The 24,422-nt window shown below is 70.5% G+C and carries 17 protein-coding genes; 7 read left to right on the forward strand and 10 right to left on the reverse strand.

Going from position 1 to position 24,422, the window contains the following annotated elements; genetic code table 11:
• Positions 1 to 33: 33 nt before the first annotated feature.
• Positions 34 to 2,550 (reverse strand): NPCBM/NEW2 domain-containing protein, encoded by a 2,517-nt coding sequence (locus tag R2J76_RS12040; RefSeq protein WP_316411840.1) that lies wholly within the window; start codon positions 2,548 to 2,550, stop codon positions 34 to 36.
• A gap of 126 nt (positions 2,551 to 2,676) precedes the next feature.
• On the opposite strand from R2J76_RS12040, the gene R2J76_RS12045 reads away from it, so the two are divergent.
• The gene (locus tag R2J76_RS12045; RefSeq protein WP_316411841.1) at positions 2,677 to 4,908 is read left to right on the forward strand and encodes a S9 family peptidase; all 2,232 of its coding nucleotides are present in this window, start codon (positions 2,677 to 2,679) and stop codon (positions 4,906 to 4,908) included.
• A gap of 7 nt (positions 4,909 to 4,915) precedes the next feature.
• Here R2J76_RS12045 and R2J76_RS12050 read toward each other — a convergent pair whose 3' ends face one another.
• The 4 genes from R2J76_RS12050 to R2J76_RS12065 form a co-directional block, all read right to left on the reverse strand.
• Entirely contained in the window at positions 4,916 to 6,811 is a 1,896-nt protein-coding gene (locus tag R2J76_RS12050) for a PAS domain-containing hybrid sensor histidine kinase/response regulator (protein WP_316411842.1), read from the reverse strand.
• 129 nt (positions 6,812 to 6,940) lie between these two features.
• Positions 6,941 to 7,297: a YciI family protein gene (locus tag R2J76_RS12055; RefSeq protein WP_316411843.1), complete on the reverse strand. Its 357-nt coding sequence runs from the start codon at positions 7,295 to 7,297 to the stop codon at positions 6,941 to 6,943.
• Positions 7,298 to 7,306: 9 nt separating this feature from the next.
• Positions 7,307 to 8,587 carry an RNA polymerase sigma factor gene (locus tag R2J76_RS12060; RefSeq protein ID WP_316411844.1) on the reverse strand — a complete coding sequence of 427 codons (1,281 nt, stop codon included), beginning with the start codon at positions 8,585 to 8,587 and terminating at the stop codon, positions 7,307 to 7,309.
• On the reverse strand, positions 8,574 to 8,999 hold the full coding sequence (locus tag R2J76_RS12065; RefSeq protein ID WP_316411845.1) for a YciI family protein: 426 nt from the start codon (positions 8,997 to 8,999) through the stop codon (positions 8,574 to 8,576). Before R2J76_RS12065 ends, R2J76_RS12060 begins: the two co-directional genes overlap by 14 nt.
• Positions 9,000 to 9,208: 209 nt before the next feature.
• Between R2J76_RS12065 and R2J76_RS12070 the strand changes: the two genes are divergently transcribed.
• On the forward strand, positions 9,209 to 9,646 hold the full coding sequence (locus tag R2J76_RS12070) for a VOC family protein (protein WP_316411846.1): 438 nt from the start codon (positions 9,209 to 9,211) through the stop codon (positions 9,644 to 9,646).
• Positions 9,647 to 10,289: 643 nt separating this feature from the next.
• Entirely contained in the window at positions 10,290 to 14,054 is a 3,765-nt protein-coding gene (locus tag R2J76_RS12075) for a PAS domain S-box protein (protein WP_316411847.1), read from the forward strand.
• Between the two features lie 37 nt (positions 14,055 to 14,091).
• Here the strand turns inward: R2J76_RS12075 and R2J76_RS12080 are convergent, their stop codons facing one another.
• A complete protein-coding gene (locus tag R2J76_RS12080) occupies positions 14,092 to 16,284 on the reverse strand; it encodes an ABC transporter substrate-binding protein (RefSeq protein WP_316411848.1) in 2,193 nt (730 codons plus the stop codon).
• Between the two features lie 178 nt (positions 16,285 to 16,462).
• Between R2J76_RS12080 and modA the strand changes: the two genes are divergently transcribed.
• From modA to R2J76_RS12095, 3 genes are all read left to right on the forward strand, one after another.
• Entirely contained in the window at positions 16,463 to 17,239 is a 777-nt protein-coding gene (modA, locus tag R2J76_RS12085) for a molybdate ABC transporter substrate-binding protein (protein ID WP_316411849.1), read from the forward strand.
• Positions 17,240 to 17,314: 75 nt separating this feature from the next.
• Entirely contained in the window at positions 17,315 to 17,692 is a 378-nt protein-coding gene (locus R2J76_RS12090) for a winged helix-turn-helix domain-containing protein (protein WP_316411850.1), read from the forward strand.
• 9 nt (positions 17,693 to 17,701) lie between these two features.
• A complete protein-coding gene (locus R2J76_RS12095) occupies positions 17,702 to 18,253 on the forward strand; it encodes a PadR family transcriptional regulator (RefSeq protein ID WP_316411851.1) in 552 nt (183 codons plus the stop codon).
• Here R2J76_RS12095 and R2J76_RS12100 read toward each other — a convergent pair.
• Positions 18,250 to 19,905, reverse strand: coding sequence for a putative manganese-dependent inorganic diphosphatase (locus tag R2J76_RS12100; protein WP_316411852.1), 1,656 nt, complete (start codon positions 19,903 to 19,905; stop codon positions 18,250 to 18,252). The genes R2J76_RS12095 and R2J76_RS12100 overlap by 4 nt on opposite strands.
• 70 nt (positions 19,906 to 19,975) lie before the next feature.
• The gene (locus R2J76_RS12105; protein WP_316411853.1) at positions 19,976 to 22,243 is read right to left on the reverse strand and encodes a hybrid sensor histidine kinase/response regulator; all 2,268 of its coding nucleotides are present in this window, start codon (positions 22,241 to 22,243) and stop codon (positions 19,976 to 19,978) included.
• 128 nt (positions 22,244 to 22,371) lie between these two features.
• Here R2J76_RS12105 and R2J76_RS12110 point away from each other — a divergent pair, with 128 nt between their 5' ends.
• Positions 22,372 to 22,674, forward strand: coding sequence for a hypothetical protein (locus tag R2J76_RS12110; RefSeq protein ID WP_316411854.1), 303 nt, complete (start codon positions 22,372 to 22,374; stop codon positions 22,672 to 22,674).
• A 20-nt stretch (positions 22,675 to 22,694) separates the two neighbouring features.
• Here R2J76_RS12110 and R2J76_RS12115 read toward each other — a convergent pair whose 3' ends face one another.
• Both R2J76_RS12115 and R2J76_RS12120 read right to left on the reverse strand, forming a co-directional pair.
• The gene (locus tag R2J76_RS12115; protein WP_316411855.1) at positions 22,695 to 23,282 is read right to left on the reverse strand and encodes a hypothetical protein; all 588 of its coding nucleotides are present in this window, start codon (positions 23,280 to 23,282) and stop codon (positions 22,695 to 22,697) included.
• Between the two features lie 103 nt (positions 23,283 to 23,385).
• A complete protein-coding gene (locus R2J76_RS12120) occupies positions 23,386 to 24,414 on the reverse strand; it encodes a DUF2911 domain-containing protein (protein WP_316411856.1) in 1,029 nt (342 codons plus the stop codon).
• Positions 24,415 to 24,422: the final 8 nt, after the last annotated feature.

The raw sequence follows: 24,422 nt of genomic DNA on the forward strand, positions 1-24,422 counted from the left end.
TGCACAGAAGCGCACCGGGTATGCCGACAGCCCCTAGCGCGCGGGTCCTTCAAGCACCGGCTCCAGCCACCCCGCGTGGGGGGCGTTGGCCCAGTCGTCGTCCTCGGGGGCGGCGCCGGGGGCGGTGGTGCGGAGCACCAGACGCCGCACCCCGGCGATGGGAATCCGGAAGGCCCGGGGGCCGCCGGCTCCCGTGAGGGCGCCGCTGGTCCACAGTTCCCGGCCGTCCCCCAGCACCGTGAAGGTGACCTTCGTGCGGCCCCGGTCGGAGTCGTCGAAGGCGGCTTCCCCGGAGAACGTGGTGTAGAGGGCCTTCAGATCGTATTCCAGTTCGGCTTCCGCATGGGCGGGCAGGCCCCGCCGGTGGGCGCCCGCCACCGTGAAGGCGGCGGCCGCGGACCGGATGCCGGTGGACCGCAGGGGCTCCAGGGTGCCCAGGTCGAGGCGCCCGGGCAGGAGCCCGGCCACCGTGAAGGTCAGCTCCGCCTTGCCGGGGCTGGCGCCGCCATCCTCCCACGCGGACCGCACCTGGGCGGTGTGCGGCCGCCGGGGGTCGAGGCGGGTGAGTGGGAAGGCCGGGCCGCCCGCGTGGCCCAGGAGCTGGCCGTCCAGGTACACCTGGTAGCCGGCGTTGAGGTAGTAGGCGTCCCGCCACCGCAGGATGGCGCCGTCCAGACCGGCGGGCTCCACCTGGAGCCCCTCGGGGGGACGGGTGGGGTAGGCGTAGGCGGGGGCCGGACGGAAGGTGACCTTCCAGGCCACCCGCTGGGTGCGGGATGAACGGATGCGCACCGTGGCCCAGCCCTGGTGGCAGGTGACCGACACGGGCAGCGGGCCGGAGGCGCCCCGGGCGGTGGCCGAGGCCACCTGGAAATTCCGGCCCCGGGGGTAGGCGAAGTGCAGGTCGTAGGGGTCGTCCCGGATGACCCTGCTGGCTCCGGACACCGTGTTCCCCTCGGTCCTCAGGGCCTGCACGTCCACCCAGCCCTGGGTGATGTGCCGGCTGGTGGACACCAGCTGGATGGCGCCGTCGCAGGGCACCAGGGCCAGGACCCGGCAGCTGGTGGGCGGCAGGTCCACGGCGAAACCCGCCTCCCAGGCGCCCAGGTACTCCTGGTTCCAGAAGTCGAAGACGTGGAGGGGCGCCTGGGCCGGCAGGCCCAGGTCCTTCCAGGAAAGGGCCACCTGGAGGGCCTGGAGGGTGCCGTAGTTGAAGACCCCCGCCACGTCGTAGGCGCGACCCAGGTGATGGATCTTGAGGTCCCAGATGCGCTTGGCCCGGGTGGAGGGGAACAGGTCCAGGGGCCGGATGTCGGCGGCGGGGAAGACCTTGCGCAGGATGTCCACCCGGTCCCGGGAGAGGTCCATGAGCCGGTCGCTGACGAACAGCGCCTGGCCCGTGAGCCCCTGGAGCGTGGCCCAGGCCCGGGCCTGGTCCAGGGTGAGGGGGGAGCGCACCAGCATCACGTCGGGATCCGTGTACCAGGCGATGTTGTGCTGGTAGTACGAGCGCAGGGTGGGTTCCAGGGCGGTGAGGAAGCCGTCCCAGCCCCGCACCACGTCGCCGCCGGTGCGGCACCCGTCCATGAGGCCCATGCCCTCCACGGGCAGGCCCCAGCACCCCAGCAGGTAGCGCCGGGGGCCGATGGCGTCCCGGATGGCCCCCACGGTGCGGCGGTACAGCGCGCCGGCCTCGCCGGGTTCGTGCATGAAGACCCGGGTGCGGCGGTATTCGTCCAGCACCACGGGCTGGCCGTCGATCTTGAAGTAGTCGAAGCCCCAGCCCGTGAAGGTGCCGAAGAGCCGCCGCAGGTAGTCCGGCGCCGCGGGGGCGGAGGGATCCACCAGCCACTTCCCTTCCCAGGTGTCCGAGGGGGAGGTTCCGTCGGGCTTTTGCAGGAAGACGCCCGGGTTGGCCCGCACCACCTCCGGGTTGGATTGCCCGTGGGGCGCCACCCAGAGCCCCGGGACGAAGCCCCGGGCCTTGATGTGGGCCGCCAGGGCCGCCATGCCCCCGGGGAAGTGCGCGTCCACGCCGCTCCAGTCCCGGGAGCCGTGGCCGCCGTCCTCCTTCTCCTTCTGCCAGGCGTCGTCCACCTGCACGATGCGGGCGCCGTAGTCCTTGAGGTTCCGGGCGAGCCAGTCCGTGCTGCGGCGCACCTCGCCCTCGTCCAGGTCCTGGTAGTAGTAGTACCAGGTGCAGAAGCCCGACGGCGGCTCCGGGAAGACCGACTTGTCCATGGGCTTGAAGTGGTTCAGGCCGAGCCGGTCCCGGTAGTAGTGGGGCAGGACGGAGCCGTCCAGCAGGGCGACCTGGTCCCGCAGGGGGTCGTAGATGCCCTGGGCCAGGGGCGTGCCCACGGGGCCCAGGGTCATGACGAAGAGATCGGGGTTGGGGCCGTCCTGCACCCGGGCGGGGATGGGGTGGGGCCACGGTTCCGCCGGGACGGCGGGAAGGGCCAGGAGGGCGGCGAGGGTCAGGGAGGTCCCCATGGCCCGGCCGCCGCGGGCGGGGTGGGGAGGTTGGGGAAGGACCTGGGCATGGGACATGGCGGGTTCCGGGATGGGGAGGGGGGCCGAAGGAGGGGAGGTTTCCGAAGTTGGCAGGGGGGGATCTGATATATCATATATCAGATATCTGATCCCAGCCCTGTCCGCCGCCCAAAGGAACGCCCCATGCCCATCGCCGTGAAGGCCGCCCGATTCCTGCCCTTCCTCCTGGGCCTGGCCCTCTGCGGCCAGGGGACCCGGGCCGACTACGAGCGGGCCGCGCGCCTCAAAGGGGCCACGGCGGCCTTCTTCGCCCGGGCCTCGCTGCGCCCCGTGTGGCGGGAGGACGGCACCTCCTTCTGGTACCGCCGGGAGGACGCCCAGGGCCGCCGGGCCTGGGTGAAGGTGGCCGCGGCCACGGGCGCCCGGGAGCCCGCCTTCGACCACGGGCAGCTGGCGGCGGGCCTGGCCAAGGCCACGGGCCGGCCCTGCGACCCGGAGCGCCTGCCCCTGGAGGACCTCATCCTTCCCGCCGGGGGCCGCGCCGTTCAGTTCCGCACCGACGGGGGCTGGTGGGCCCTGGACCCGGCCACCGGCGCCGTGGCCTCCATCCTCCCGCCCCGGCCCCCCGCCCCGCCCGAACCCGGGACCCCGGCGCCCCGCGGCCCCGTGACGAGCCCCAACGGCTGCTACGTGGCCAGGGTGGAAGCGTCCAATGTCGTCGTGCGCACCCTCGGTGGCAAGGTGGTCCACGCCACCACGGACGGGGTGGCCTCGAACCCGTACACCGGCGCGGTGGACTGGAGCCCGGACAGCCGGCGCCTGGTGGCCCAGCGGGCCACGGTGGTGCCGCTGCACAGGGTGACCTTCGTGGAGTCCTCGCCCCGGGACCAGGTGGAGCCCCGGGTGCACACCCAGGACTACGCCAAGCCCGGCGATCCCCTGCCCGTGGTGCGCCCCGTGCTGGTGGACGTGGAGGCCCGCACCTGCGTGCCCGCCGACGAGCGCCTGGCCCCCACCCCCTATGCGGACTACGGGGACGGCCTGGCGGTGCACTGGGCGCCGGACGGCTCGCGCTTCTTCTACGTGTACAACCAGCGGGGCCACCAGGTGCTGCGGGTCATCGCCGTGGACGCGGCGACGGGCGCGGCCCGCACCGTCATCGACGAGCGCAGCCCCACCTTCATCGACTATTCCGGCAAGCAGTTCCTGGAGTACCTGGACGGCACCGGGGAACTGGTGTGGATGAGCGAGCGCAGCGGCTGGAACCATCTGTACCTGGTGGACGCCGCCACCGGCCGGGTCAAGAACCCCATCACCCGCGGGGAATGGGTGGTGCGCTCCGTGGTGCACGTGGATGCCAAGGCGCGCCAGGTGCTGCTCCTGGCCGGTGGCATCGTGAAGGGCCAGGACCCGTACTACCTGCACCTGGTGCGGGTGGGCTTCGACGGTTCGAACCCGCGGGTCCTCACCCAGGGGGACGGCACCCACACGGTGACCCTGAGCCCGGACCGCGCGGCCTTCGTGGACGTGTGGTCCCGGGTGGACCGGGCCCCCGTGGCCGAGCTGCGCCGCACGGCGGACGGGGCCCTGGTGGCCGAACTGGAGTGCTGGGACGCGGCGGAGCTGGCCCGGTGCGGGTGGCGCGCCCCGGAGCGCTTCACCGCCAAGGGCCGGGACGGCGCCACGGACATCCACGGCGTCATCTACCGGCCTTCGAACTACGATCCTGGGAAGAAGTACCCCGTCATCGAGTACATCTACGCCGGGCCCCAGGGCTCCTTCGCCCCCAAGGCCTTCACCCGCGCCCCCCTCCACGCGGACCTGGCGGAACTGGGCTTCATCCTGGTGGCCCTGGACGGCATGGGCACCAGCCACCGCTCCAAGGCCTTCCACGATGTGTGCTGGAAGAACCTGGGCGACGCGGGCTTTCCCGACCGCATCCTCTGGATGAAGGCCGCCGCCGCCCGCGACCCGGCCATGGACCTGGACCGGGTGGGCATCTACGGCGGCAGCGCCGGGGGGCAGGACGCCCTGCGGGGCCTGCTGGCCTTCGGGGACTTCTACAAGGCCGGGGTGGCCGACTGCGGGTGCCACGACAACCGCATGGACAAGGTCTGGTGGAACGAGCAGTGGATGGGCTGGCCCGTGGGGCCCCACTACGCCGAGCAGAGCAACGTGGCCAACGCGGCCCGCCTCAAGGGGCGCCTCCTTCTCCTGGTGGGGGAGATGGACACCAATGTCGACCCCGCCTCCACGATGCAGGTGGTGGACGCCCTGGTGCGGGCCGACAAGGATTTCGAGATGCTGGTGGTGCCGGGGTCGGACCACGGGACCCTGCGCATTCCCCACGTGGAGCGGCGCATGAAGGATTTCTTCGTGCGGGGGCTCCTGGGGGTGGAACCCCGGTGGAAGTGACCCGGCCTCAGGCCGGCTCCCGGGGCACCAGCGCCCCCCGGATCACCGCCTCGAACTGGTGGTGCTGGTAGGGCTTCGGCAGGAACCCGGCCAGGCCGCTGCCCTCCATGTCCCCCACCGCCTCCCGCTCGTTGTAGCCCGAGGACAGGATGATGGGGACGGCGGCGGAGATCTCGCGGATGCGCTGGAAGGCCTCCTTCCCGTCCATGACCGGCATGGTCAGGTCCAGGAGGACGAGGGTGATCTCCCGCTGGCGCAGGGCGAAGGTGTTCACGGCCTCCAGGCCGTCGTGGGCCTCCAGCACCTTGAGGCCCAGGGTCCCGCTGAAGGCGCGGGCGATGGCCCGGGCGTCGGCGTCATCGTCCACCACCAGGACGGTGCCCTGGAGTTCCCCGGACGCCAGGACCGGGTCGGCCTCCGGGACCGGTTCCTGGGATTCCGCCACGGGCAGGAAGACCTTCATGCAGGTGCCGTGGCCCACCTCGCTGTACACCTTGATGGTGCCCCCGTGGCTCAGGAGGATGCCCAGGAGGGCGGAAAGCCCCAGGCCCCGGCCGGTGAACTTGGTGGTGAAGAAGGGGTCGAAGATCTTGTCGATGGTGCCGGGGGCCATGCCGCAGCCGTTGTCCGACACTTCGAGGGTCACGTAGCGGCCGGGCTTGATGGGGTTGATGGGGGCGAGGCTCGAGATGTCCAGGGCGTCGATGGTGCGGTCCCCGGTGCGCAGGGTGATGACGCCCCCCGGGTGTTCGGCCACGGCGTCCGAGGCGTTGGTCACCAGGTTCATGACCACCTGCTGCATCTGGGTGGGGTCCGCGGTGATGTCGGGGACCTGGGGCGCCAGGTCGCAGTGGATGGTTGCCCGTTTGCTGATGGAGATGGACAGGAGCTTGGCCATGTCCGTGACGAGCCGGTTCAGGTTCACGGGGGCGATGACGGTCTTGCCCTTGCCGGCGTAGGCGAGCATCTGCCGGGTGAGGTCCGCGGCCCGCAGGGAGCCCTGCTCGATCTGGTCCAGGAAGCTCTGGGTGGGGCTTCCCGGCGGCAGGGAGAGGCTCGCGAGGTTGCAGTTGCCCAGGATGCTGGTGAGCAGGTTGTTGAAGTCGTGGGCGATCCCCCCCGCCAGCACGCCCAGGCTCTCCAGCTTCTGGGTCTGGCGCTGGGCCTCCTCGCCGTTCTTCCGGGCGGTGATATCGGCCCGGATGGCCACGAACTGGATGGGATGCCCCTCGTCGTCCAGCAGGGGCACGATGGTCGTGTCCACCCAGTAGGGGGAGCCGTCCTTGGCCTTGTTCTTGATCTCGCCCTTCCAGACGTTGCCGCCCTTGATGGTGGTCCACAGGTCCCGGAAGAAGGCCTTGGGGTGGTGGCCGCTGTTGATGATCCGGTGGTCCTGGCCCAGGAGCTCCTCCCGGGGATACTTGGAGATATCGCAGAAGTAGTCGTTGACGTACGTGATCTTGCCCCGGTCGTCGGTGACGGCGACGATGGCGTGCTGGTCCAGGGCCCACTTGAAGTCCTTGAGCTCCTTCAGGGCCGCTTGGGTGCGGGGGTCCTCCTCCTCCCGGGGGAAGAATTCCCGGGTGAACCCCAGCACCGTCTCCCGGCCGCTCTTGGCCGCCAGGCCGCACACCAGGGGGCGGGCCAGCCCATCCTTGCCCTGGAACCGGGCCTCGGTGCTCAGGGATTCCTTCCCGGAAAGCACCTCCCGGATCATGCGCAGGATCCGGTCCCGGTCCCCCGGGGCGATGAAATCCAGGAACTCCCGGCCGTGGATCTCCCCGGCTTCCCACCCCCAGCAGCGGTCCCCGGCGGTGGCCAGGCCCTCCACGATGCCCTTGGGCCCCAGGGCGAAGAACACCTGGCTTTCGCCCCCCATGGCCCACCGGCGGATGGCATGCATGGCCTGGGAATTGGATCCCTCGATGCGGTAAGGAAAGGTGAGCCGTCCCATAACCAAGGAAGATAGACGGAAACGCGAATGAGTCTAATTATTATTCATGGTGCCTCGTTTTTTGCCCGGCCGGCCTGTTCAATCCTCGTAACAGGGCCCGGCCTCCCGCACCTCGAGGCTGGTCCATTCGGCGGCCGGACAGGCGCGCGCGATGTCCAGGGCCTCCTCCCGGGTGGTGCAGGCGAGGTGGAAGAAGCCTCCGATCATTTCCTTGGTTTCGGTGAAGGGGCCGTCCACCAGGGCCGGGGCGCCCTCCCGCACCGTGACCCGGGTGCCTTCCCGGTCGGGACGGAGGGAGCTGACGCCCTCCAGGAGGCCCCGGTCCTTGAGGTCCTCGGCGAAGCGCACCATGCGTCCGTACACGGCGCGGCCCTCCTCCGGGGTCCTCCGGGCGCGCTGCTCCCGGGGTTCCAGAATCAACATGACGAACGGCATGGCTTCTCCTCAACACCTATCTGGGATGCCGCAGGCGGCGGACCGTTCCAGCAGAAGGGTGCGTTCCCGCCCATTGCGGGTGAGGGCCGCGGCCCGTTCGAACTCCGCCCGGGCCTCGGCCATGCGGCCCAGCTTGTGGAGCAGATCGCCCCGCACGGTGGGAAGGAGGTGGTAGGCCTGGAGGGACGGCTCGGAACGCAGCGCGTCCACGGCCTCCAGCCCCGCGGCGGGGCCGTGGGCCATGCCCAGGGCCACGGCGCGGTTGAGCTCCACGATGGGCGAGGGGGCGCGCCGGGCCAGTTCCCGGTAGAGCTCCGCGATGCGCCCCCAGTCCGTGTCGCCGGCGGTGCGGGCCCGGGCGTGGCAGGCCGCGATGGCCGCCTGGAGCGTGTAGGGGCCCCGGACGCCGCCCAGGCGCTCCGCCCTGTCCAGGGCCGCCAGCCCCCGGCGGATGAGGAGGCCGTCCCAGGCGCCCCGGTCCTGGTCCGGCAGGAGGATGGGCTCGCCGCCGGGGCCGGTGCGGGCCCGGAGGCGGGAGGCCTGGATTTCCATGAGGGCGGCGAGCCCGTGGGACTCCGCCTCGCCGGGCGCGAGCTCCGCCAGGATCCGGCCCAGGCGCAGGGCCTCCTCGCACAGGGCGGGCCGGGTCCAGTCGGCCCCGGAGGTGGTGGCGTAGCCTTCGTTGAAGATGAGGTAGATGACGCCCCGCACCGAGTCGATGCGGGCCCGGAATTCCGGGCCCCGGGGGGCCTCGAAGGGGGCCCGGGCCTCCGCCAGGGCCTGCTTGGCCCGGACGATGCGCTGGGCGACGGTGGGCACCGGCACCAGGAAGGCCCGGGCGATCTCCTCGGTGCTGAGGCCCCCCAGCAGCCGGAGGGTGAGGGCCACCCGGGCCTCGGGGGCCAGGACGGGATGGCAGGCGATGAACATGAGCCGCAGCAGATCGTCGCCAATGGGGTCGTCCAGCGCGGCATCCCGCATCTCCACCGCCGCCTCCTCCAGGGCCTCCCGTTCCCGGGCCATTTCCCCGTGTTTGCGCTCCATCATGCGGGCGCGCCGCACCTGGTCGATGGCCCGGTGCTTGGCGGCGGCCATGAGCCAGGCGCCCGGGTTGTGGGGAATTCCCGCTCCGGGCCACTGTTCCAGGGCCGCCACCAGCGCATCCTGGGCCAGCTCCTCGGCCAGCCCCACATCCCTCACCAGGCGCACGAGACCGGCCACCAGGCGCGCCGATTCCATGCGCCAGACGGCATCGATGGCGCGATGGACCCCGGTGCTAGGGTCTCGCATCCACCTGCGCCCTCAGGCAGGCTTCCTGCTCCCGGAGGCCGGGGGCGAGGTCGGGGCCGAAATCCTCCGGTTCCAGGAGGGGGCGGATCTCGGCCTCGCCCCATTCCCCCGTGGGATTGGGGCACCGCTTCACCCATTCGATGGCCTCGTCCAGGGAGCGCACCTGCCACAGCCAGTATCCGGCGATGAGTTCCTTGGTTTCGGCGAAGGGGCCGTCCACCACGGTGCGGTCCTTGCCCTGGAAGCGCACCCGGGCCCCCCGGGAGCTGGGGTGGAGGCCTTCGCCGTCCAGGAGCACCCCGGCCTTCACCAGCTCGCCGTTGAACCGGCCCATTTCGTCCATCAGGGCCTTGCCGGGCATGACCCCCGCTTCGGTGTCGCCGGTGGCCTTGATCAGGATCATGACTCTCATGGCGCCTTCCTTTCGTTGAAAGGGACGGGAGGGACCCATCCTACTCATGCGTCGAAGAACCGGAACCCTTTTCGACAGCCCGGGCCGAAAAATTCCATCCCCCTGTCGAATCCCGCGGGGTCCGTTCGACGCATGGGTAGCCCCACCCTTCCAGGCGACGTCCTCGAAGGCGATACCAACCCCCACCCTTCCACCCCAGGAGACCCGCCATGGCCCAGGTCAGCACCTACCTCAACTTCCCCCGATGCACCGAGGAGGCCTTCCAGTTCTACCGGAAGGTCTTCCGGAGCGAATTCCGGGGGCCCATCCTGCGCGTCGGGGACGCCCCCGGCTGCGGCGACCAGCAGCCGGCTGGTGAAGCGGACAAGAACCTCGTGATGCACGTGGCGATGCCCATCCTGGGGGGCCACGTCCTCATGGGGTCGGACGTGCCTGAGAGCACGAAGTTCAAGGTGGTCCAGGGCAACAATGTCCTCATCAATCTGGAACCCGACGACCGCACCGAGGCGGACCGCCTCTTCAAGGCCCTGTCCGAGGGGGGCACCGTCGAGATGCCCCTCCAGGAGATGTTCTGGGGGGATTATTTCGGTTCGATCGTGGACCGCTTCGGCATTCATTGGCTGTTCAACTGCGCCAGCAAGGTCTGAACGCATACCATCCCCTGACCGCCGCCCCTCGCTCCCGCCTGGGGCGGCGGCTGCCGTTTGGACATCCCGGCCCGCCCAAGCATGCCCTGCCGGGGGCCGCGGATTGATTCAGCCGGGTTCCCACCGGGGGCGCGACCCACCAGGGTCCCAACACCCTGCGCCGACCCACCGGGAGCGCTTGCGCAGCAGCAAGCTGCTGCTGGCGCTTGCCGTGGTCCATGGACGATGGATGGCGGAAAACGTGGGCGCAGCGACCCTGCCCTCGGATAACCGAGTGCTGAAGGAGCGCACCCCACGTTCGCCTTCACCCGCCGTCCATGGATGACGGCAAGCGCATTCGCAGCAGCTTGCTGCTGCGAATGCGCTCCCGATGGGTCGGAGCGCCGGGTCGGGACCCCATGGCCCGACACGTCCCTCCGGAACCTCGTCGCTCAAACCTGCAGCCGCCGGCAGGCCATGCCTGGTTGGGCTGCAAGGTCCAAACGGCAGCCGCCTCCCCGGCGGTTTATGGAGAATTTACGCGAAGAGGACGCCCCCCCACCCTATAATCACACCTTCATGTCCTTAATGAACGGGAGCCCCTCCGTTGACCCCCCCGACCCCGTCCCATCCCGCCGAACCGAGCCGGCTGCCTTTGGGCCTGGTGCTTACGTTCTGTCTGGGTGTCGCCCTGGTGGGCCTGGGCTCGTACGTCATCCAGAAGGGGCTCGTCCGGCGAAGCGCCCTGAATCAACTATCCATGGTGGCGGATTTGAAGGTGGAGGAGATCGGGGCGTGGATGGAGGCCCGGAAGGCCAGCGCCCTGGAGGACAGCATGGGGACGGCCATGGCCCTGGACGTGGACCGGCGGCTGCGCACGGGCCGGTGGAGCGAGGGTGGGCAGGAGCAATGGCTGACCCGCATCCGGGCCCTGGAAGGCCTCCACGGGTACCGGGACGTCAGTCTGCTTGGCCCCGACGGGGCCCTGCTCCTTTCCAGCCGCGGCCTTCCCTCCGGGCCGGACGCCCTGGAGCGGGAGGCCCTGGAGGCCGCCCGGCGGGCCACGGCGCCCTTCTTCACCTCCATCCACCTCGACGCGGATTTCCCGGAGCGGCCCCTGACCCTGGACCTGGTTTCGCCCCTGGTGGCCATGGACAAGGGCGGGAGCCGGGTGGTGGGGTTCATGGCGTACCGCCTGGATCCCGGCGTCTTCCTGTTCCCCCTCCTGCGGAAATGGCCCATGGTCACGGAAAGCGCCGAAACGATCCTGGCCGAACGGCAGGGGGGGGACGCGGTCTTCCTCAGCGAACTGCGCCACACCCGGGAGCCCGCCCTGGCCCGCCGGGTCCCCCTGACGTCGCGAACGGTCCTGGCGGTGCAGGCCCTCTCCAAGAACCCGGGCCTGCTGGAAGGCGTGGACTACCGGGGCATCCCGGTGCTGGGCGCGGGGCGGCCCGTGCCGGGGACCCCCTGGGTCCTGGTCGCCAAGCAGGACAAGGCCGAGCTTTTCCGGCCCCTGCTGGCGCGCACCCTGGGCCTGACCCTGGCGGCCTCCGCGGTGCTCCTGGCGATCTTCCTGCAGATCCGCGCCCTGCTGCAGCGGCGGAACCGGCTCATGCAGGCCAACAGCGAGGCCCAGTACCAGGCCCTCTTCGACAGCATGGCCGATTCCGTGTTCCTCATCGGTCCGGACAACCGGTTCCTGAACGCCAACCGGGTGGCGGTGGAGCGGCTGGGCTACTCCCTGGAGGAACTGAGGGGGCTGGGGCCCGCGGATATCAACCCTCCGGAGGCGGCCCCCGCGGTGGGCGAAGTCCTGGCCACCCTCGCGCGGGAGGGCCAATCGACGTTCGAGACCGTCCACCTGGGCAAGGACGGGACCCCCATGCCCGTGGAGGTCCGTTCCCGCCGGGTGGTCATCGGCGGGCAGACCGTGATCGTCAGTTCCGCCCGGGACATTTCGGACCGCCTCGCCCAGGAGGCGGAGATCCTGCGCATGAACCAGCTCTATGCCGCCCTGAGCCAGGTGAACCAGGCCATCGTGTGGTGTCCCACCCGGGAAGCCCTCCTGAAGAAGATCTGCGAGGTGATGGTGGACTTCGGGAAATTCCGCCTGGCCTGGATCGGATGGGACGACCCTTCGACCCACGAGGTGGCGGTCGTGGCCAGCCACGGGGACGACCAGGGCTACCTGGACGGGATGCGGGTGCGCAGCGACGATTCGCCCCTGGGCCGGGGTAGCGTGGGAACGGCGATCCGTACCGGACGGCCCAGCATCTTCCGCGATATTCCCGGCGCGCCCGCCTTCCAGCCCTGGCGGGACCGGGCCGAAAGGTCCGGGATCGTCTCCTCCGCGTCCCTTCCCATCAGCCAGGGCGGCGCGGTGGTGGGGGCCCTGACGGTGTACGCGGCGGTGGCCGACGTTTTCGGCCCCCACGAACTGGCCCTCCTGGAGGAGGCCGCCGGGGACATCTCCTTCGCGCTGGATCACCTGGAACTGGACGCCCGACGCAAGAAGGCGGAGGAGGAGCTCAGGGCCAGCGAGGCCAGGCTTGTGCGGGCGGAAGGCGTCGCGGCCTTCGGCAACTGGGATCTGGACCTGGAAACCAACATCGCCAGCGTCTCCCAAGGCGCCTGCCGGATCTACGGCCTCGCCCACTCCAGGTTCGTCATGCCGGAAGTGCAGGCCCAGGTACTTCCCGCCTACCGGCCCATCCTGGACGCCGCCCTGCGGGACCTCGTGGAAGCGGGCACGCCCTACGACGTGGAGTTCGAGATCACCCGGGCCGACAACGGCCAGCTGCGGACCATCCATTCGGTGGCGGAATACGATCCCGCCAGGCGCACCGTCTTCGGGGTCATCAAGGACATGACCGAGCGCAAGCAGATGGAGGACGTCCTGAAGGAGCGGGAGTACTTCTTCCGGGAGTCCCAGCGGGCCGCGGGCATCGGTTCGTACCGCGCGGATTTCGTGGGCGATTCGTGGACCTCCTCGGCGGTGCTGGACGCCATCTTCGGCATCGGCCCGGATTTCGCGCGCACCATTCCGGGCTGGATGGAGCTCATCCACCCCGAGGACCGGGAGGGCATGTCCCGATACCTGGCCGAGCACGTCATCGGCGGCCGCAGGCCCTTCGACCGGGAATACCGGATCGTCCGGCGCAGTGACGGGGCCGTGCGTTGGGTGCGGGGCTGCGGGGAGGGCGTGTTGGACGCCCAGGGCACCTGCGTGGGCCTGATGGGCACCATCCAGGACATCACCGATTCCCGCCTCGCCGCCCAGGAGAATGCCCTCCTCCAGGCCCAGCTGGTCCAGGCCCAGAAGATGGAAAGCCTGGGCGTGCTCGCCGGCGGCGTCGCCCACGACATGAACAACGTGCTCGGGGCGGTGCTGGCGCTGTCCTCCGCGCACCTCACCCTGCACCCCGAGGACAGCGCGACCTTCAAGGCCTTCGACACGATCCGCAAGGCCGCCACCCGCGGCGGCAAGATGGTCCAGAGCCTCCTCCACTTCGCCCGCAAGAACCCCACCGAAAGGCGGTCCATCGACTTCAACGCCCTGATCCTGGAGGAGGCGAGGCTGCTGGAGCGCACGACCCTGGCCAAGGTGCGGCTCGAGCTGAACCTGGCCCCCGACCTGCGCAGGATCCTCGGGGATCCGGGCTCCCTGGCGGGGGCGGTCATGAACCTCTGCGTGAACGCCGTGGACGCCCTGGGCGACAACGGCGTCCTGATCCTCCACACCCGCAACCTCGGCGGGGACCGGGTGGAGGTGCGCATCGAGGACAACGGATGCGGCATGCCCGCGGAGGTGCTGGAGAAGGCCATGGATCCCTTCTTCACCACCAAGGGCGACGGCAAGGGCACGGGCCTGGGCCTGTCCCTGGTGTACGCCACCGTGAAGGCCCACGGCGGCACCGTGGAGATCCAGAGCGAGCCCGGACAGGGCACGCGGGTCCTCCTGCGCTTCCCGGCCGAAGCGGCCCCTCCGGTGGAGCCCCAGCCGGAACCGGCCCCGGGGCCGGAGGCGCTCCCCGCCCCGTTCAAGGTCCTGGTGGTGGACGACGACGACCTGGTGCTTTCCTCCACCCAGATGGTGGTGGAATTCCTGGGCCACACCCCCTTCACCGCCGCCGGCGGCGAGGAGGCCCTGGACCGGGTCCGGCAGGGCCTGCGCCCCGACCTGGTGATCCTGGACATGAACATGCCCGGGCTCGGGGGGGCGGAGACCCTGAAGGAACTCCGGCCCCTCCTCCCCACGGTGCCCGTCCTGCTCGCCACGGGCCGGGTGGACCAGGGGGCCCTGGACCTGGTGGCGGCGCACCCGCACGTGCATCTGCTCCCCAAACCGTTCAGCATGCAGGATCTTCAGAAGATGCTCCGGAATCTCCCCATCCCCAGCCTGGGAGGGACCGCATCGAAGGGCTGAGTCACCGGCGCCGCCTTCCCGGCCTTCCCATCCGGATTCAGGCCTGCCACCCCAGGCATTCCTGCAGCTTCGCCACCGTGAAGGGCTTGGGCAGCAGGGAGACCCTTTCGTGGGCTCCCACCAGGTCCAGGACGGCCTGGTCGGGCCTTCCGGTGATGATCAGGACGGGCAGATCCGGCCGCAGCGCGCGCACCCGCGCCAGGGTCTCGGCGCCGCCGATGCCGGGCATGTTCATGTCCAGCAGGAGGACCGAAGGCCTCATGCCGCCCTCCAGCAAAGCGATGGCCTCCTCGCCCCGGGTGGCGAAGGCGGCGGGGTGGCCCAGGGCTTCCAGGATCTCCAGCAGGGAGCCGCGGAACAGGTCGTCGTCGTCCACCACCAGGACCTCCAGGCGCGAGGGCGGGGCATCCGGGGCGGGCGCGGGCGGGGCCGGAGCCGCCGCGGGGCGGAGCCCGCAGGCCGGGAAACGGAGCGTGACGCAGGTGCCCCTGCCCACTTCGCTGCGGATCTCCAGGGTGCCCCGGTGGGCCTCCACGATGCCGTAGACCATGGTGAGGCCGAGCCCCGTGCCGCTGCCCTGGGGCTTGGTGGTGAAGAAGGGGTCCTGGGCGTGCTCCAGCACCTCCCGGGCCATGCCGCAGCCTTCGTCCTCCACCTGCACCTCGACCGTATCCGTCCCCAGGTTGGCCGTCCTCAGGCAGAGGCGCCCCTGGCCGGCCATGGCGTCCACGGCGTTGACGCACAGGTTCATCACGGCCCCCATGAGCGCCGCGGGATCGCCGAGCACCGGCCGCAGGTCCGGATCCAGGCTGAGATCCAGCTGCACCTTGGCCAGGGTGGTGTGGGAGAGGATCTCCACCTCCTCCCGGAGGATCAGGTTCAGGTCCAGTTCCCGCTCCTCCGCGGGGCGCTGCCGGGCGAAGTTCAGGAGGGTGCGCACCATGTCCCCGCCCCGCACCGCGGCCTTGGCGATGGTGTCCAGGGCCCGGTGGATGCGGGTCCCCGGCACCTGGGTCTCGAGGTTGGATTCCGCGTAGCCGAGGATGGCGGCCAGGACGTTGTTCATGTCGTGGGCGATGCCTCCGGCGAGGACGCCCAGGCTCTTCATCTTCTGGGCGTGGTGGAGCTGGGCCTCCAGGCCCGCCTTCTCCTCCACGGCGCGCACCCGGGTGGCGATCTCCAGCCGGAGCTTGCGGTTGAGCTGGAAGAAGGCCAGGGTGGTGCCGCCCAGCACCAGGCCCAGGAGGATGGCGCCGCCCAGGGCCAGGAGCAGGCGCTGGTGCTTCTCCCGGTCCGGGGTCCCGGGATCGTAGAGGAAGCCGTCCAGGGGGAAATTCGGGGGCAGGAGGCCCAGGGCCGCGTAGGTGTCGGCGATGTGCATCCAGCGGCCGCGGTACATGTAGCCCATTTCCACCATGCCGGGCTGCAGCAGCGGAACCATCCGCTGGGCCTCGAACAGCAGGTAGTCCCGGCCCCGGGGCTGGCCGTACCGGGCCAGGATGAGGTCCACCAGTTCCTCGGGATGGGCCATGGCGTACTTCCAGCCCTTCATGCTCGCTTCCAGGAAGGCCCGGGTCCGGACGGGATGGCCCCGCAGTTCGCGCTCGGACGTGAACAGGTTGTCCCCGTAGAAGTCGATGCCGCCCATGCGGGGCGAGAGCTCGATGCAGTCCTGGCGGGCCACCTTCATGAAGTAGGGTTCGTTGGTGGAATAGGCGCTGATGCAGTCCACCCTCCCCTTCACCAGGTCCCCGGGATCGAAGCTGTGCTTGAGGCGGATCAGGGACGAATCGGCCACGCCCTCCGCCCGCAGGTAGGCGTTGAGTTCATCCGTGCGCTCCTCCAGCATCACCCGCTTGCCCACCAGGTCCTGCACGGTGGCGATGCCCGAACGGGCCCGGGCCATGAGGATCACCGGCGAATGCTGGAAGACCACGCCCAGCACCACCACGGGATTCCCGGCCTGGCGCGCCATGAGGAGGGAGCAGCCCCCCACCCCGTACTGGGCCCTGCCGTCCACCACCTCCTGGACCACGTCCCGCCCCGGCTCGGCCTCGCGGATCGTCACGTCCAGGCCCGCATCCCGGTAGTAGCCCTGCTGGACGGCGGCGTAGTACCCGGCGAACTGGAACTGGTGGTGCCACTTCAGTTGAAGGGTCACGGGGTCCAGGGTGGCGGGGGAGGCCCCCAGGACGCCGCACAGCCCCATGAAGACGATCCCGCGAATCATGACGGTGCGCCAGGATTTGGTAATTCGCATAGAATCACGGAGCTCCGGATGCGGTGGAGGAATTTGAGGAAGTATACCCACCGCCGCGGGGCCTGTCCCGCCATGCCTTCCGACGGTCCGGTTTCGCCGTTCCCGACGTATGCGTTAAGATACATCGAACCCCCTTGAAGGAGCGCCCATGAAGCGTCGCACCCTGCTGTCCGTCCTCTTGAGCGCTTGTCTCGCCTTCGCCCTGCCCCTGCGGGCCCAGGCGGCGCCCCCGGCCATCGCGGCGGCGGGGGACCTCCGGGGCGTCCTGGAGGAACTCACGGGGGCCTTCGAGGCCCGGCATCCCGGCGCCCACTTCCAGCTCACTTTCGGGGCCTCGGGCAACCTCACGGTCCAGATCCAGCAGGGCGCGCCCTTCGATATCTTCCTGGCGGCGGACACGGGCTTTCCGGAGACGGTGGTGAAGGCGGGCCTGGCCACCGGGGACGGGACCTTCCCCTACGCCAAGGGCAGCCTCACCCTCTGGGTGCGCAAGGACCTCCACCTGGACCCCGCCCGGGACGGCCTCCGGGTGCTCCTCCATCCCTCCGTGAAGAAGGTCGCCACGGCCAACCCCCAGGTGGCGCCCTACGGCCGCGCCGGGGACGCCGCCCTGCGCCGGGCGGGCCTTTTCGAGGCCGTGAAGCCCAAGCTCGTCTTCGGGGACAACATCGCCCAGGCCGCCCAGTTCCTCCAGGCCGGGGCCGCCGAGGCGGGCCTCATTTCCGGGTCCCAGGCCCGCAACCCCGTGCTCCAGAACGCGGGAACGGCCTGGAAGGTGCCGGCCGACGCCTACCCGCCCCTGGTGCAGGCCGGCGTGATCCTGAAGCGCACGGCGCACCTGGAGCGGGCCCGGGCCTTCATGGCCTTCCTGGTGGGCCCCGACGGGCAGGCCATCCTCGCCCGCCACGGCTTCGCCCGGCCCTGATCCCCCGGCCCGAAACCGGTCAGAATGGAAGGATCCACCCCCCGGCCCCCCTTCCCTGACCTCCCCTGGTGCCCCGTGCCGAACGCCGCCCCCCCTTCCTTCTCCATCAAGCTCCGCATCCTGCACGGCGAGGTCTTCGCCTTCGGACCCGGCAAGGCCGCGCTCCTGGACGCCATCGGCAGGCTCGCGTCCATTTCCGCCGCCGGCCGGGAGATGGGCCTCAGCTACAGCAAGACCCGCCGGCTGGTGGACGAGATGAACGCCTCCTTCCGCACGCCCCTGGTGGAAACCTCCCGGGGCGGAAGCGAGCGCGGGGGCGCCACCGTGACCCCCACCGGCCGGAGGGTGCTGGACACCTTCCGCGCCATGGAGGCCCAGGCCATGGAGGCCGCCCGGGGAGGCTTCAGGCGCCTGGCCAGGGACCTGGCCGCCCCGGAACCGCCCGGGGAGTAGACTCGAAGGATGCCCCGCACCCGCGCACCGTTCACCCTGGAACTGACCCTCATCGGGATCCTCGACCGGACCCCCATGCACGGCTACAACCTCTGCAAGGCCGTCCAGGCCCTGGACGGCTTCGACCTGGTGTGGAAGGTCAAGCAGAGCGCCCTGTACGCCCTGGTGGACAAGCTCGAGGCCCAGGGCCTCCTGGAATCCGACCTGATCCCCGGGGAATCCCACCCCTCCCGCAAGGAACTGCGCGTGACCCCCGCCGGAAGGGCCGCCCTGGACGCCTGGGTGGACACCCCCGTGGAAAGCGTCCGCCAGATGCGCCAGGACTTCTTCGGCCGGCTCTACTTCGCGCGCCTGTCCGGCCCCGACCGGGCCCGCCGCCTGATCCGCGCCCAGCACCAGGCCTGCCAGGCCTGGCTGCGCCACCTCCAGGGCCGGCTGGAAACCGAACCCGGCGACTACCTCCACATCGTCCTTTCCCACCGCCTCCAGATCGTCCAGGCGACCCTGGCCTGGCTGAAGGATTGCGAAGCGTCGCTGCCCAGGGACGGGACACGTACCTAATCCACGACGACCCGCGCGAACTGCCTCGCCAGGTGCGGGAGGAGCTGCTTCTTTCGGCTGACCACGGAATCGAGCTGGAAGAGGTTGGATTCCAGGCGGGGGTAGTCGATGGCCTCGATGAGGTGTTCCTGGCCCGCCACCAGGAGGAGGCTGTTGTTCAGGGAGATGTCCGTGACCAGGAGGCAGGCGAAGGCCAGGCGCTTTTCCCGGGCCAGGATCTCCAGCTCCTCGGCCAGCACGGGCTTGAGCCGCTCGAAGTGCTCGAAGCCCACCTCCTCGATCTGGGCCACGGCGAGGTTCCAGGGGCCTTCGGTGTACTCCTTGCAGTCCATGCGCAGGGCCGCCCGGGGGGTGGAGAGCTGCAGGGCCGAACCCATGGCGAAGAAGGCCTCGGCGAAGGCCTGCACGTCGAAGCCCCCGGCTTCCCCCAGCCAGGCCAGCATGTCCCGGTCCACGGGGGTCGTGGTGGGGGAACTGAGGTTCAGGGTGTCGGAAATGATGCCGGCGGCCATGCACTTGGCGATGCCCGTGGGGGGCGCCATGGCCTCGCGCCGGAAGCACCGGGCCACCATGGTGCAGGTGGAGCCCACCGTATCGTTCTGGAAGCGGATGGGCGCCCGGGAGATGAGGCCGCCGCCCACCCGGTGGTGGTCCATCACTTCCAGGATCTCGGCCTCCTCGGCGCCGCTGACGGCCTGGGCCAGTTCGTTGTGGTCCACCAGCACCAGGCGCACCGGCTCGGGGCTGGCCAGGTCCTCCTTGGTGAAGACGCCCAGGAGGTCCCCCCCCTCGCCCACCACGGGGAAGAGCTCCTGGTTCAGGGGGTGCACCTCCTTGCGCACGGACCGGGCCAGGTGCTTCTCCTTGTACTTCCGGAACGTGCGGTCCACGGCGGAATCGATGATCTTGGCGCCGCGGATCATCATGGCGGTGCTGGCGGTGTCCAGGGGGCTGCCGATGACCGTGACGCCCTTGGCCCGGGCCTCCTCCAGGAGGTCGGGGGCCAGGCCGTGGCCGCCGGTGACCACCAGGCACCGGGCGCCGAACTGGATGGTGGGGCGCTGGATGGTGGGCCGGTCCCCCACGACGATGAGGGTCTGGCCGGGGTCCCGCTCCCGCAGGCGCGGCATGAAGTTCTCGCAGCTCATGGCCCCCACGCTGAGCACCAGGGCATCCACCCGGTGGGGGTCCACGGCGTGGAGGAAGGTGCCGGAAAAGGCCTGGCGGATGTGCTCCAGGGTGGTGCGCACCAGCCGGGGGCTGTCGCTGCCGGCGGCGTCGGGCATGAGGAGTTCCAGGAGCCGGGAGAGGCTCAGCATGCCCGTGAGCCCCCCCCGGGCGTCCACCACGGGCATGGCGTGGAGCCGGTGGGCCTGCATGCGCCGGTACACGGCGAAGAAGGGCTCGTTCTCCCGGGCCGTCACCACGTCCCGGTTGCAGAGCTGGCCCACGGTGGGGTGCACGTCCATGAGCAGCCTGGGGTGCTCCAGACCCGCCTCCTTCAGGACGAAATGGGTGCGCGGATTCACTTCCCCACAGCAGGCGGCCACCGCGTCCGGGATGTGGGCGTTGCGCAGGAAGTGGGCGTAGGAGATGGCCGCGCAGATGGAATCGGTGTCCGGATTCCTGTGGCCAATGACGTAGACGGGCATCGAGGCTCCCTGCGGGCGTGGAAAAGAATGAATCCTTTTCTATCACGATTCCGCGCGGGGCCGGCGCGCTTCAGGACCCCAGGGCCGTGATCTCCGTGATCCTGCGGGCCAGGTGGGCCTTGGAGAAGGGCTTGAGGATGCTCAGGGCCCTGCCGTCCCGCTCCAGCAGTTCGCCGGTGGCCTCGTCCAGGAAGCCGGTGGCCAGAAGGACAGGCAGACGTGGGCGGAGCCGGCGCAGGCCCTTGAGGGTCTCCACCCCGTTCATGCCGGGCATGTTCAGGTCCAGGATCACCAGGTCCAGGTCGTCCCCGGAGCCGATGCGGGCCAGGGCGGCCGGGCCGTTGGAGGCGGTGGCCACGGCGTGGCCCAGGACCTCGAGCAGGTCGGGGATGGTGGAAAGGATCAGGGGGTCGTCGTCCACCAGCAGGATCCGCAGGGGGCCCGGGGAAGGCGGCGCGGAGGGGGCGGCGGGGGCCGGGGCCTGCCCTCCGGTCCCCGCGGGCAGGCTCAGGGTGACCCGGGTGCCCTGCCCCGGCGCGCTGCGGATGGACAGGTTGCCCCCGTGGGCCTTGAGGGTGGCGTAGGCCATGGACAGGCCCATGCCGGTGCCCTTGCCGATGGGCTTGGTGGTGAAGAAGGGCTCCATGGCCCGGGCCAGCACCCCCTCGCTCATGCCTTCTCCGGAATCCTCCACGTGCACTTCCACCGTGCCCGGCGGCACCGTCCGGGTGCGCAGGGTGAGGGTGCCGCCCCCGGGCATGGCGTCCACGGCGTTGACGCAGAGGTTCATGAGGGCGCTGGAAAGGGTGCCCCCCTCCCCCATCACCTTCGGCAGGCTCGGCTCCAGGTCCATGACCAGGTGCACCTTCTGCAGGGTGGTGCGGGCCAGGAGGTCCATCTCCTCGGCCACCATGGCGTTCAGGTCCAGCCATTCGGGCTCCCGCAGGTCCTTGCGGGCGAAGTGGGTCAGGCCCTTCACCAGGTCCCGGCCCCGGGCGCAGGCCCGTTCGATGAGGGCGAAGCGGTCCGCCAGGAAGGGGTCCCCCGCCACGTGGGCCGCCACGGTTTCCGTCATGGCCTGGATGGCGCCCAGGACGTTGTTCATGTCGTGGGCCACGCCGCTGGCCAGACTGCCCAGGCTGTCCAGTTTCTGCATCTGGTTGCGCTCAGCGTCCAGCTTGCGCTGGAGTTCCTCGGCGGTGCGCCGCTCCCGGTTGTCCAGGGCCATGACCAGGAGGAACCGCTCCCCGCCCGCATGGAAGGGCTCCGCGAAGAAGAGGCAGGGGATGACCTGGCCGTCGCGGCTGCGGATGGGCAGCTCCAGGTTCTGCACGCTCCGGGACCGTTCCAGGGCGGCGATCATGCGCCCCCGCACCTCCGGCTCGAAGACTCCCAGCTCCACGGAGGTGCGCCCCACCACCTCCTCCCGCTGGAAGCCCAGCATCTGGCAGTACCGGTCGTTGACCTCCAGGATGAGGCCATCCTCCAGGCGGCTCAGGGAGGCCAGGAGGGGGGAATTGTGGAAGGCCTTGTGGTACTTCTCCTCGCTGATGCGCAGCTGATCCTCGGCGCGCTTGCGGTCGGTGATGTCCCGGCCGATGCCCAGGACGCCGATGGGCCGCCCATCGGGGCCCAGGATGGGGGTCTTGATGGTCTCCAGGGATTCCCGGTGGCCGTCGTCCCGGAAGGTGATCTCCTCCTCGTTGACCGTGGGCCGGCCCGTGGCCAGGGCCCGGCGGTCCTGGTCCCGGAAGAAGTCCGCGAGGGCCTTGTCCACGAAGTCATAGTCGGTCCGGCCCAGGATCTCCCCCTTGGGCGCCCCGAAGAACCGCTCGAAGCGGGGGTTGCACTCCAGGTACACCCCTTCGGGATCCTTGAGCCAGATGAGGTCGGGGAGGGTGTCCAGGAGGGTCCGCAGGAAGGCGGCGCTCTTCTGGCGGGCGCCTTCGGCCTTCTTGATCTCGGTGATGTCCCGGGCGTAGACGATGCGGGTGCGGGGCGCGCCGCCGGGATCCCGCACCAGGGTCGCGTCCACCAGGACGGGAAAGGTGCTGCCGTCCTTGCGGACATTGACCGTCTCGAAGACCAGGTGCCCCTGGCTCTCCAGGTTCCTGCGGATCTCCTCCAGGCGGAAGGCCATGGACGGGCCGAGGACGCGGCCCAGGTTCATGCCCACCATCTCCTCGGGGGTGTAGCCCCGGGCCTGGGCATAGGCCGGGTTCACCTGCAGCAGGTCCCCCGTGGCGTGGTCCACCATGGCCAGGGGCAGGGCCGAAGCGGCCACCGCTTCCCAGGAGGGCTGCATGCCGGGGTCTGGGGCGGGGGTGCGCTGGGACATCGCCGTTCTCCGCTGACCATCCTGCCGCTTCCCGGGCCCCCAGGGAAGGCCGGATCGCCCGGAGGCGCAGGGATTTCACATCCGGATCCCCCGGGCCCCGCCTTATACTCGGTCCAGGAGAGCGGCCCATGACGCAGGAACTCAAGGCGGAGGATCTGATCGCGACGGAGCAGGACGGCACCCGTCGCATCAACCATGACCTCCTCAGCGAGTACGGCCTGTTCAACCTGCCCCGTCCCATCATGCGCAGCGCCCTGCTGGTGTACTACGAAAACGCACGCCGCCAGGGACACTCCAGCGGCCGGAAGGTGCAGGTCCTCATCAACCTCACCAACGCCATCGCGCGGTTTCCCCGGGAAGTGGCCATCAATTTCACCCGCGGGCCCGCCTACCACCGGAACATGAAGCTCCTGGCCCGCTATTCCAAGTAGCCGGGGCTCGCCGGGCGGTCTCAGTTCCGCTCGGCCTGGTCCAGGAGTTCCAGCAGGCGGCGCAGGTCCCGCTTGGCGCCCGTGACCGAACGGTTGGCCAGGTCGTCCTGGAGCACGCCCAGGTAGTCGTGGATCCGCCGGACCTCGGGGGCGCGGTGGCCCCCGCACTGGTCCAGGTAGGGCTGGAAGGCTTCGGCCACGTTGGGCACCTGGTCCCAGGCCCGGGCCTCCACCCGGCACCAGGCCAGCATGGTGGCCGCGTCGGCCACCAGCCGCGCACGGTTGCGGCTGGGCCGCATGTGGCCGAGGATGGTGCCGCCCAGGCCCAGGGCCGACTCCGCCATGAAGCGGGGTTTGAGCCCCGCCAGGGCGTCCAGGCCCCGGTCGATGGCCTGGATCTCCCCGTCGGCGAGGACGGACGCGTGGTTGCGCTTGGCGTGTTCCCAGGCCTTCCGGGACGCCACGACGAGGGCGGGCAGTTCGGATTCGCGGCCGTCGATGAAGGCCTCGGCCACCTCCTCCAGGGCCTCCACGAAGGCCCCGAAGGATCTGGGCGCCACCGCTGCGGGTTGAACGATTGCAGGGGGCGCCACGGCCATCATCAGCATCAGGGGTTCCTTTGTACTCGGGTGCGGTGTGCCCCGCCCCCGGGCGTCGCCAGGGAGGAACCTTGATTTTCCGGTACCCGGGCTTCCCGACGCAAGCCCTACGTCACTGCAGCTTCGCCAGCTCCGTCCGGATGCGGGCCCGCTGATCCTCCGCCCGGACCATCCCCAGAGCCTGCTGGTAGTTCTTGAGGGCGCCCGCCTTGTCGCCCTTGGCGGCGAGGCCCTCGGCGAGGCTGTCGTACGCGTTCCAGGAATCCGCATGGTCCTTGACATTCCTGCGGAAGAGGTCCAGGGCTTCGTCCACCTTGCCCTGCCCCAGGAGGGCGTAGCCCAGGTTGTTCACCTCGGCCTCGGTGGCCACGGCCATGGCCCGGGTGCGCAGGGCGGCGGCGCCCGCGGCGTCGCCGCGCTTGTCCGCCAGGAGGGCCTTGGTGCGAAGGGCGCCGAAGGTCTCCTTCATCTCCAGGGAGCGGTCCACCCAGGCCTGGGCCTCCTCCAGGTTCACGTCGTGGCGCACGCACCAGCCCGCCGCGCCGGCCCACCCTTCGGCGGAAAAGCGCGGGAGGCCCCGCAGCTGCTCCCGCAGGCTCGCCACCACCACCTGGTTGGTGTCCACCTCGATGCGCAGGGGCACCCGCAGCTTCTCCCACCGCAGGGAAAGGGTGGCGGCGCCGTCGGTGACCTCGTCGAAGGCGTACTCCAGGCGGTCCAGGGCCTCGGCGGCCACGGGGGTGACGGTGAAGCGGGCGGCATCCTCCCGGGGGTCGTAGCTGAAGCTGCCCCAGGCGTGGCTCTCGTTGCTGAAGATCACCGTCCAGGCCGCGGCGGTGGGCAGCATGTGGAGGCCGTAGGTGCCCGCGGGGAGGGCCACCCCGCCGGCCTTCACCGGGGTGGAGAAGGTCACGGTGGTGTTCTCGTTGGCGCCGGCCCGCCAAACCTGCCCGTAGGGCACGAGGCCGCCCCATACCTTGCGTCCGTGGACGGAGGGACGGGCGTACGTGACGGTGATGTCCGTCAGCCCGACCGTCTGGGCCACCTGGGCCCTGGGGCTGGCCTGGGGAAGGACGAGGGGGGGCGTCTGGGCGGCCAGGGCCGAGGCCGCGAGAAGAAGGCCGAAGGGAGCGCGATGCATGGGAACCT

This window comes from Mesoterricola silvestris (assembly GCF_030295405.1).
In the GTDB taxonomy this organism is placed as follows: domain Bacteria; phylum Acidobacteriota; class Holophagae; order Holophagales; family Holophagaceae; genus Mesoterricola; species Mesoterricola silvestris.

What these genes read in the sequence shown, in the direction of transcription:
- R2J76_RS12040 (WP_316411840.1), bottom strand. Translation starts at nt 2,550, where the DNA reads ATGTCCCATGCCCAGGTCCTTCCCCAACCTCCCCACCCCGCCCGCGGC.
- R2J76_RS12045 (WP_316411841.1), top strand. Translation starts at nt 2,677, where the DNA reads ATGCCCATCGCCGTGAAGGCCGCCCGATTCCTGCCCTTCCTCCTGGGC.
- R2J76_RS12050 (WP_316411842.1), bottom strand. Translation starts at nt 6,811, where the DNA reads ATGCATGCCATCCGCCGGTGGGCCATGGGGGGCGAAAGCCAGGTGTTC.
- R2J76_RS12055 (WP_316411843.1), bottom strand. Translation starts at nt 7,297, where the DNA reads ATGCCGTTCGTCATGTTGATTCTGGAACCCCGGGAGCAGCGCGCCCGG.
- R2J76_RS12060 (WP_316411844.1), bottom strand. Translation starts at nt 8,587, where the DNA reads ATGCGAGACCCTAGCACCGGGGTCCATCGCGCCATCGATGCCGTCTGG.
- R2J76_RS12065 (WP_316411845.1), bottom strand. Translation starts at nt 8,999, where the DNA reads ATGAGAGTCATGATCCTGATCAAGGCCACCGGCGACACCGAAGCGGGG.
- R2J76_RS12070 (WP_316411846.1), top strand. Translation starts at nt 9,209, where the DNA reads ATGGCCCAGGTCAGCACCTACCTCAACTTCCCCCGATGCACCGAGGAG.
- R2J76_RS12080 (WP_316411848.1), bottom strand. Translation starts at nt 16,284, where the DNA reads ATGATTCGCGGGATCGTCTTCATGGGGCTGTGCGGCGTCCTGGGGGCC.
- modA (WP_316411849.1), top strand. Translation starts at nt 16,463, where the DNA reads ATGAAGCGTCGCACCCTGCTGTCCGTCCTCTTGAGCGCTTGTCTCGCC.
- R2J76_RS12095 (WP_316411851.1), top strand. Translation starts at nt 17,702, where the DNA reads ATGCCCCGCACCCGCGCACCGTTCACCCTGGAACTGACCCTCATCGGG.
- R2J76_RS12100 (WP_316411852.1), bottom strand. Translation starts at nt 19,905, where the DNA reads ATGCCCGTCTACGTCATTGGCCACAGGAATCCGGACACCGATTCCATC.
- R2J76_RS12105 (WP_316411853.1), bottom strand. Translation starts at nt 22,243, where the DNA reads ATGTCCCAGCGCACCCCCGCCCCAGACCCCGGCATGCAGCCCTCCTGG.
- R2J76_RS12110 (WP_316411854.1), top strand. Translation starts at nt 22,372, where the DNA reads ATGACGCAGGAACTCAAGGCGGAGGATCTGATCGCGACGGAGCAGGAC.
- R2J76_RS12115 (WP_316411855.1), bottom strand. Translation starts at nt 23,282, where the DNA reads ATGCTGATGATGGCCGTGGCGCCCCCTGCAATCGTTCAACCCGCAGCG.
- R2J76_RS12120 (WP_316411856.1), bottom strand. Translation starts at nt 24,414, where the DNA reads ATGCATCGCGCTCCCTTCGGCCTTCTTCTCGCGGCCTCGGCCCTGGCC.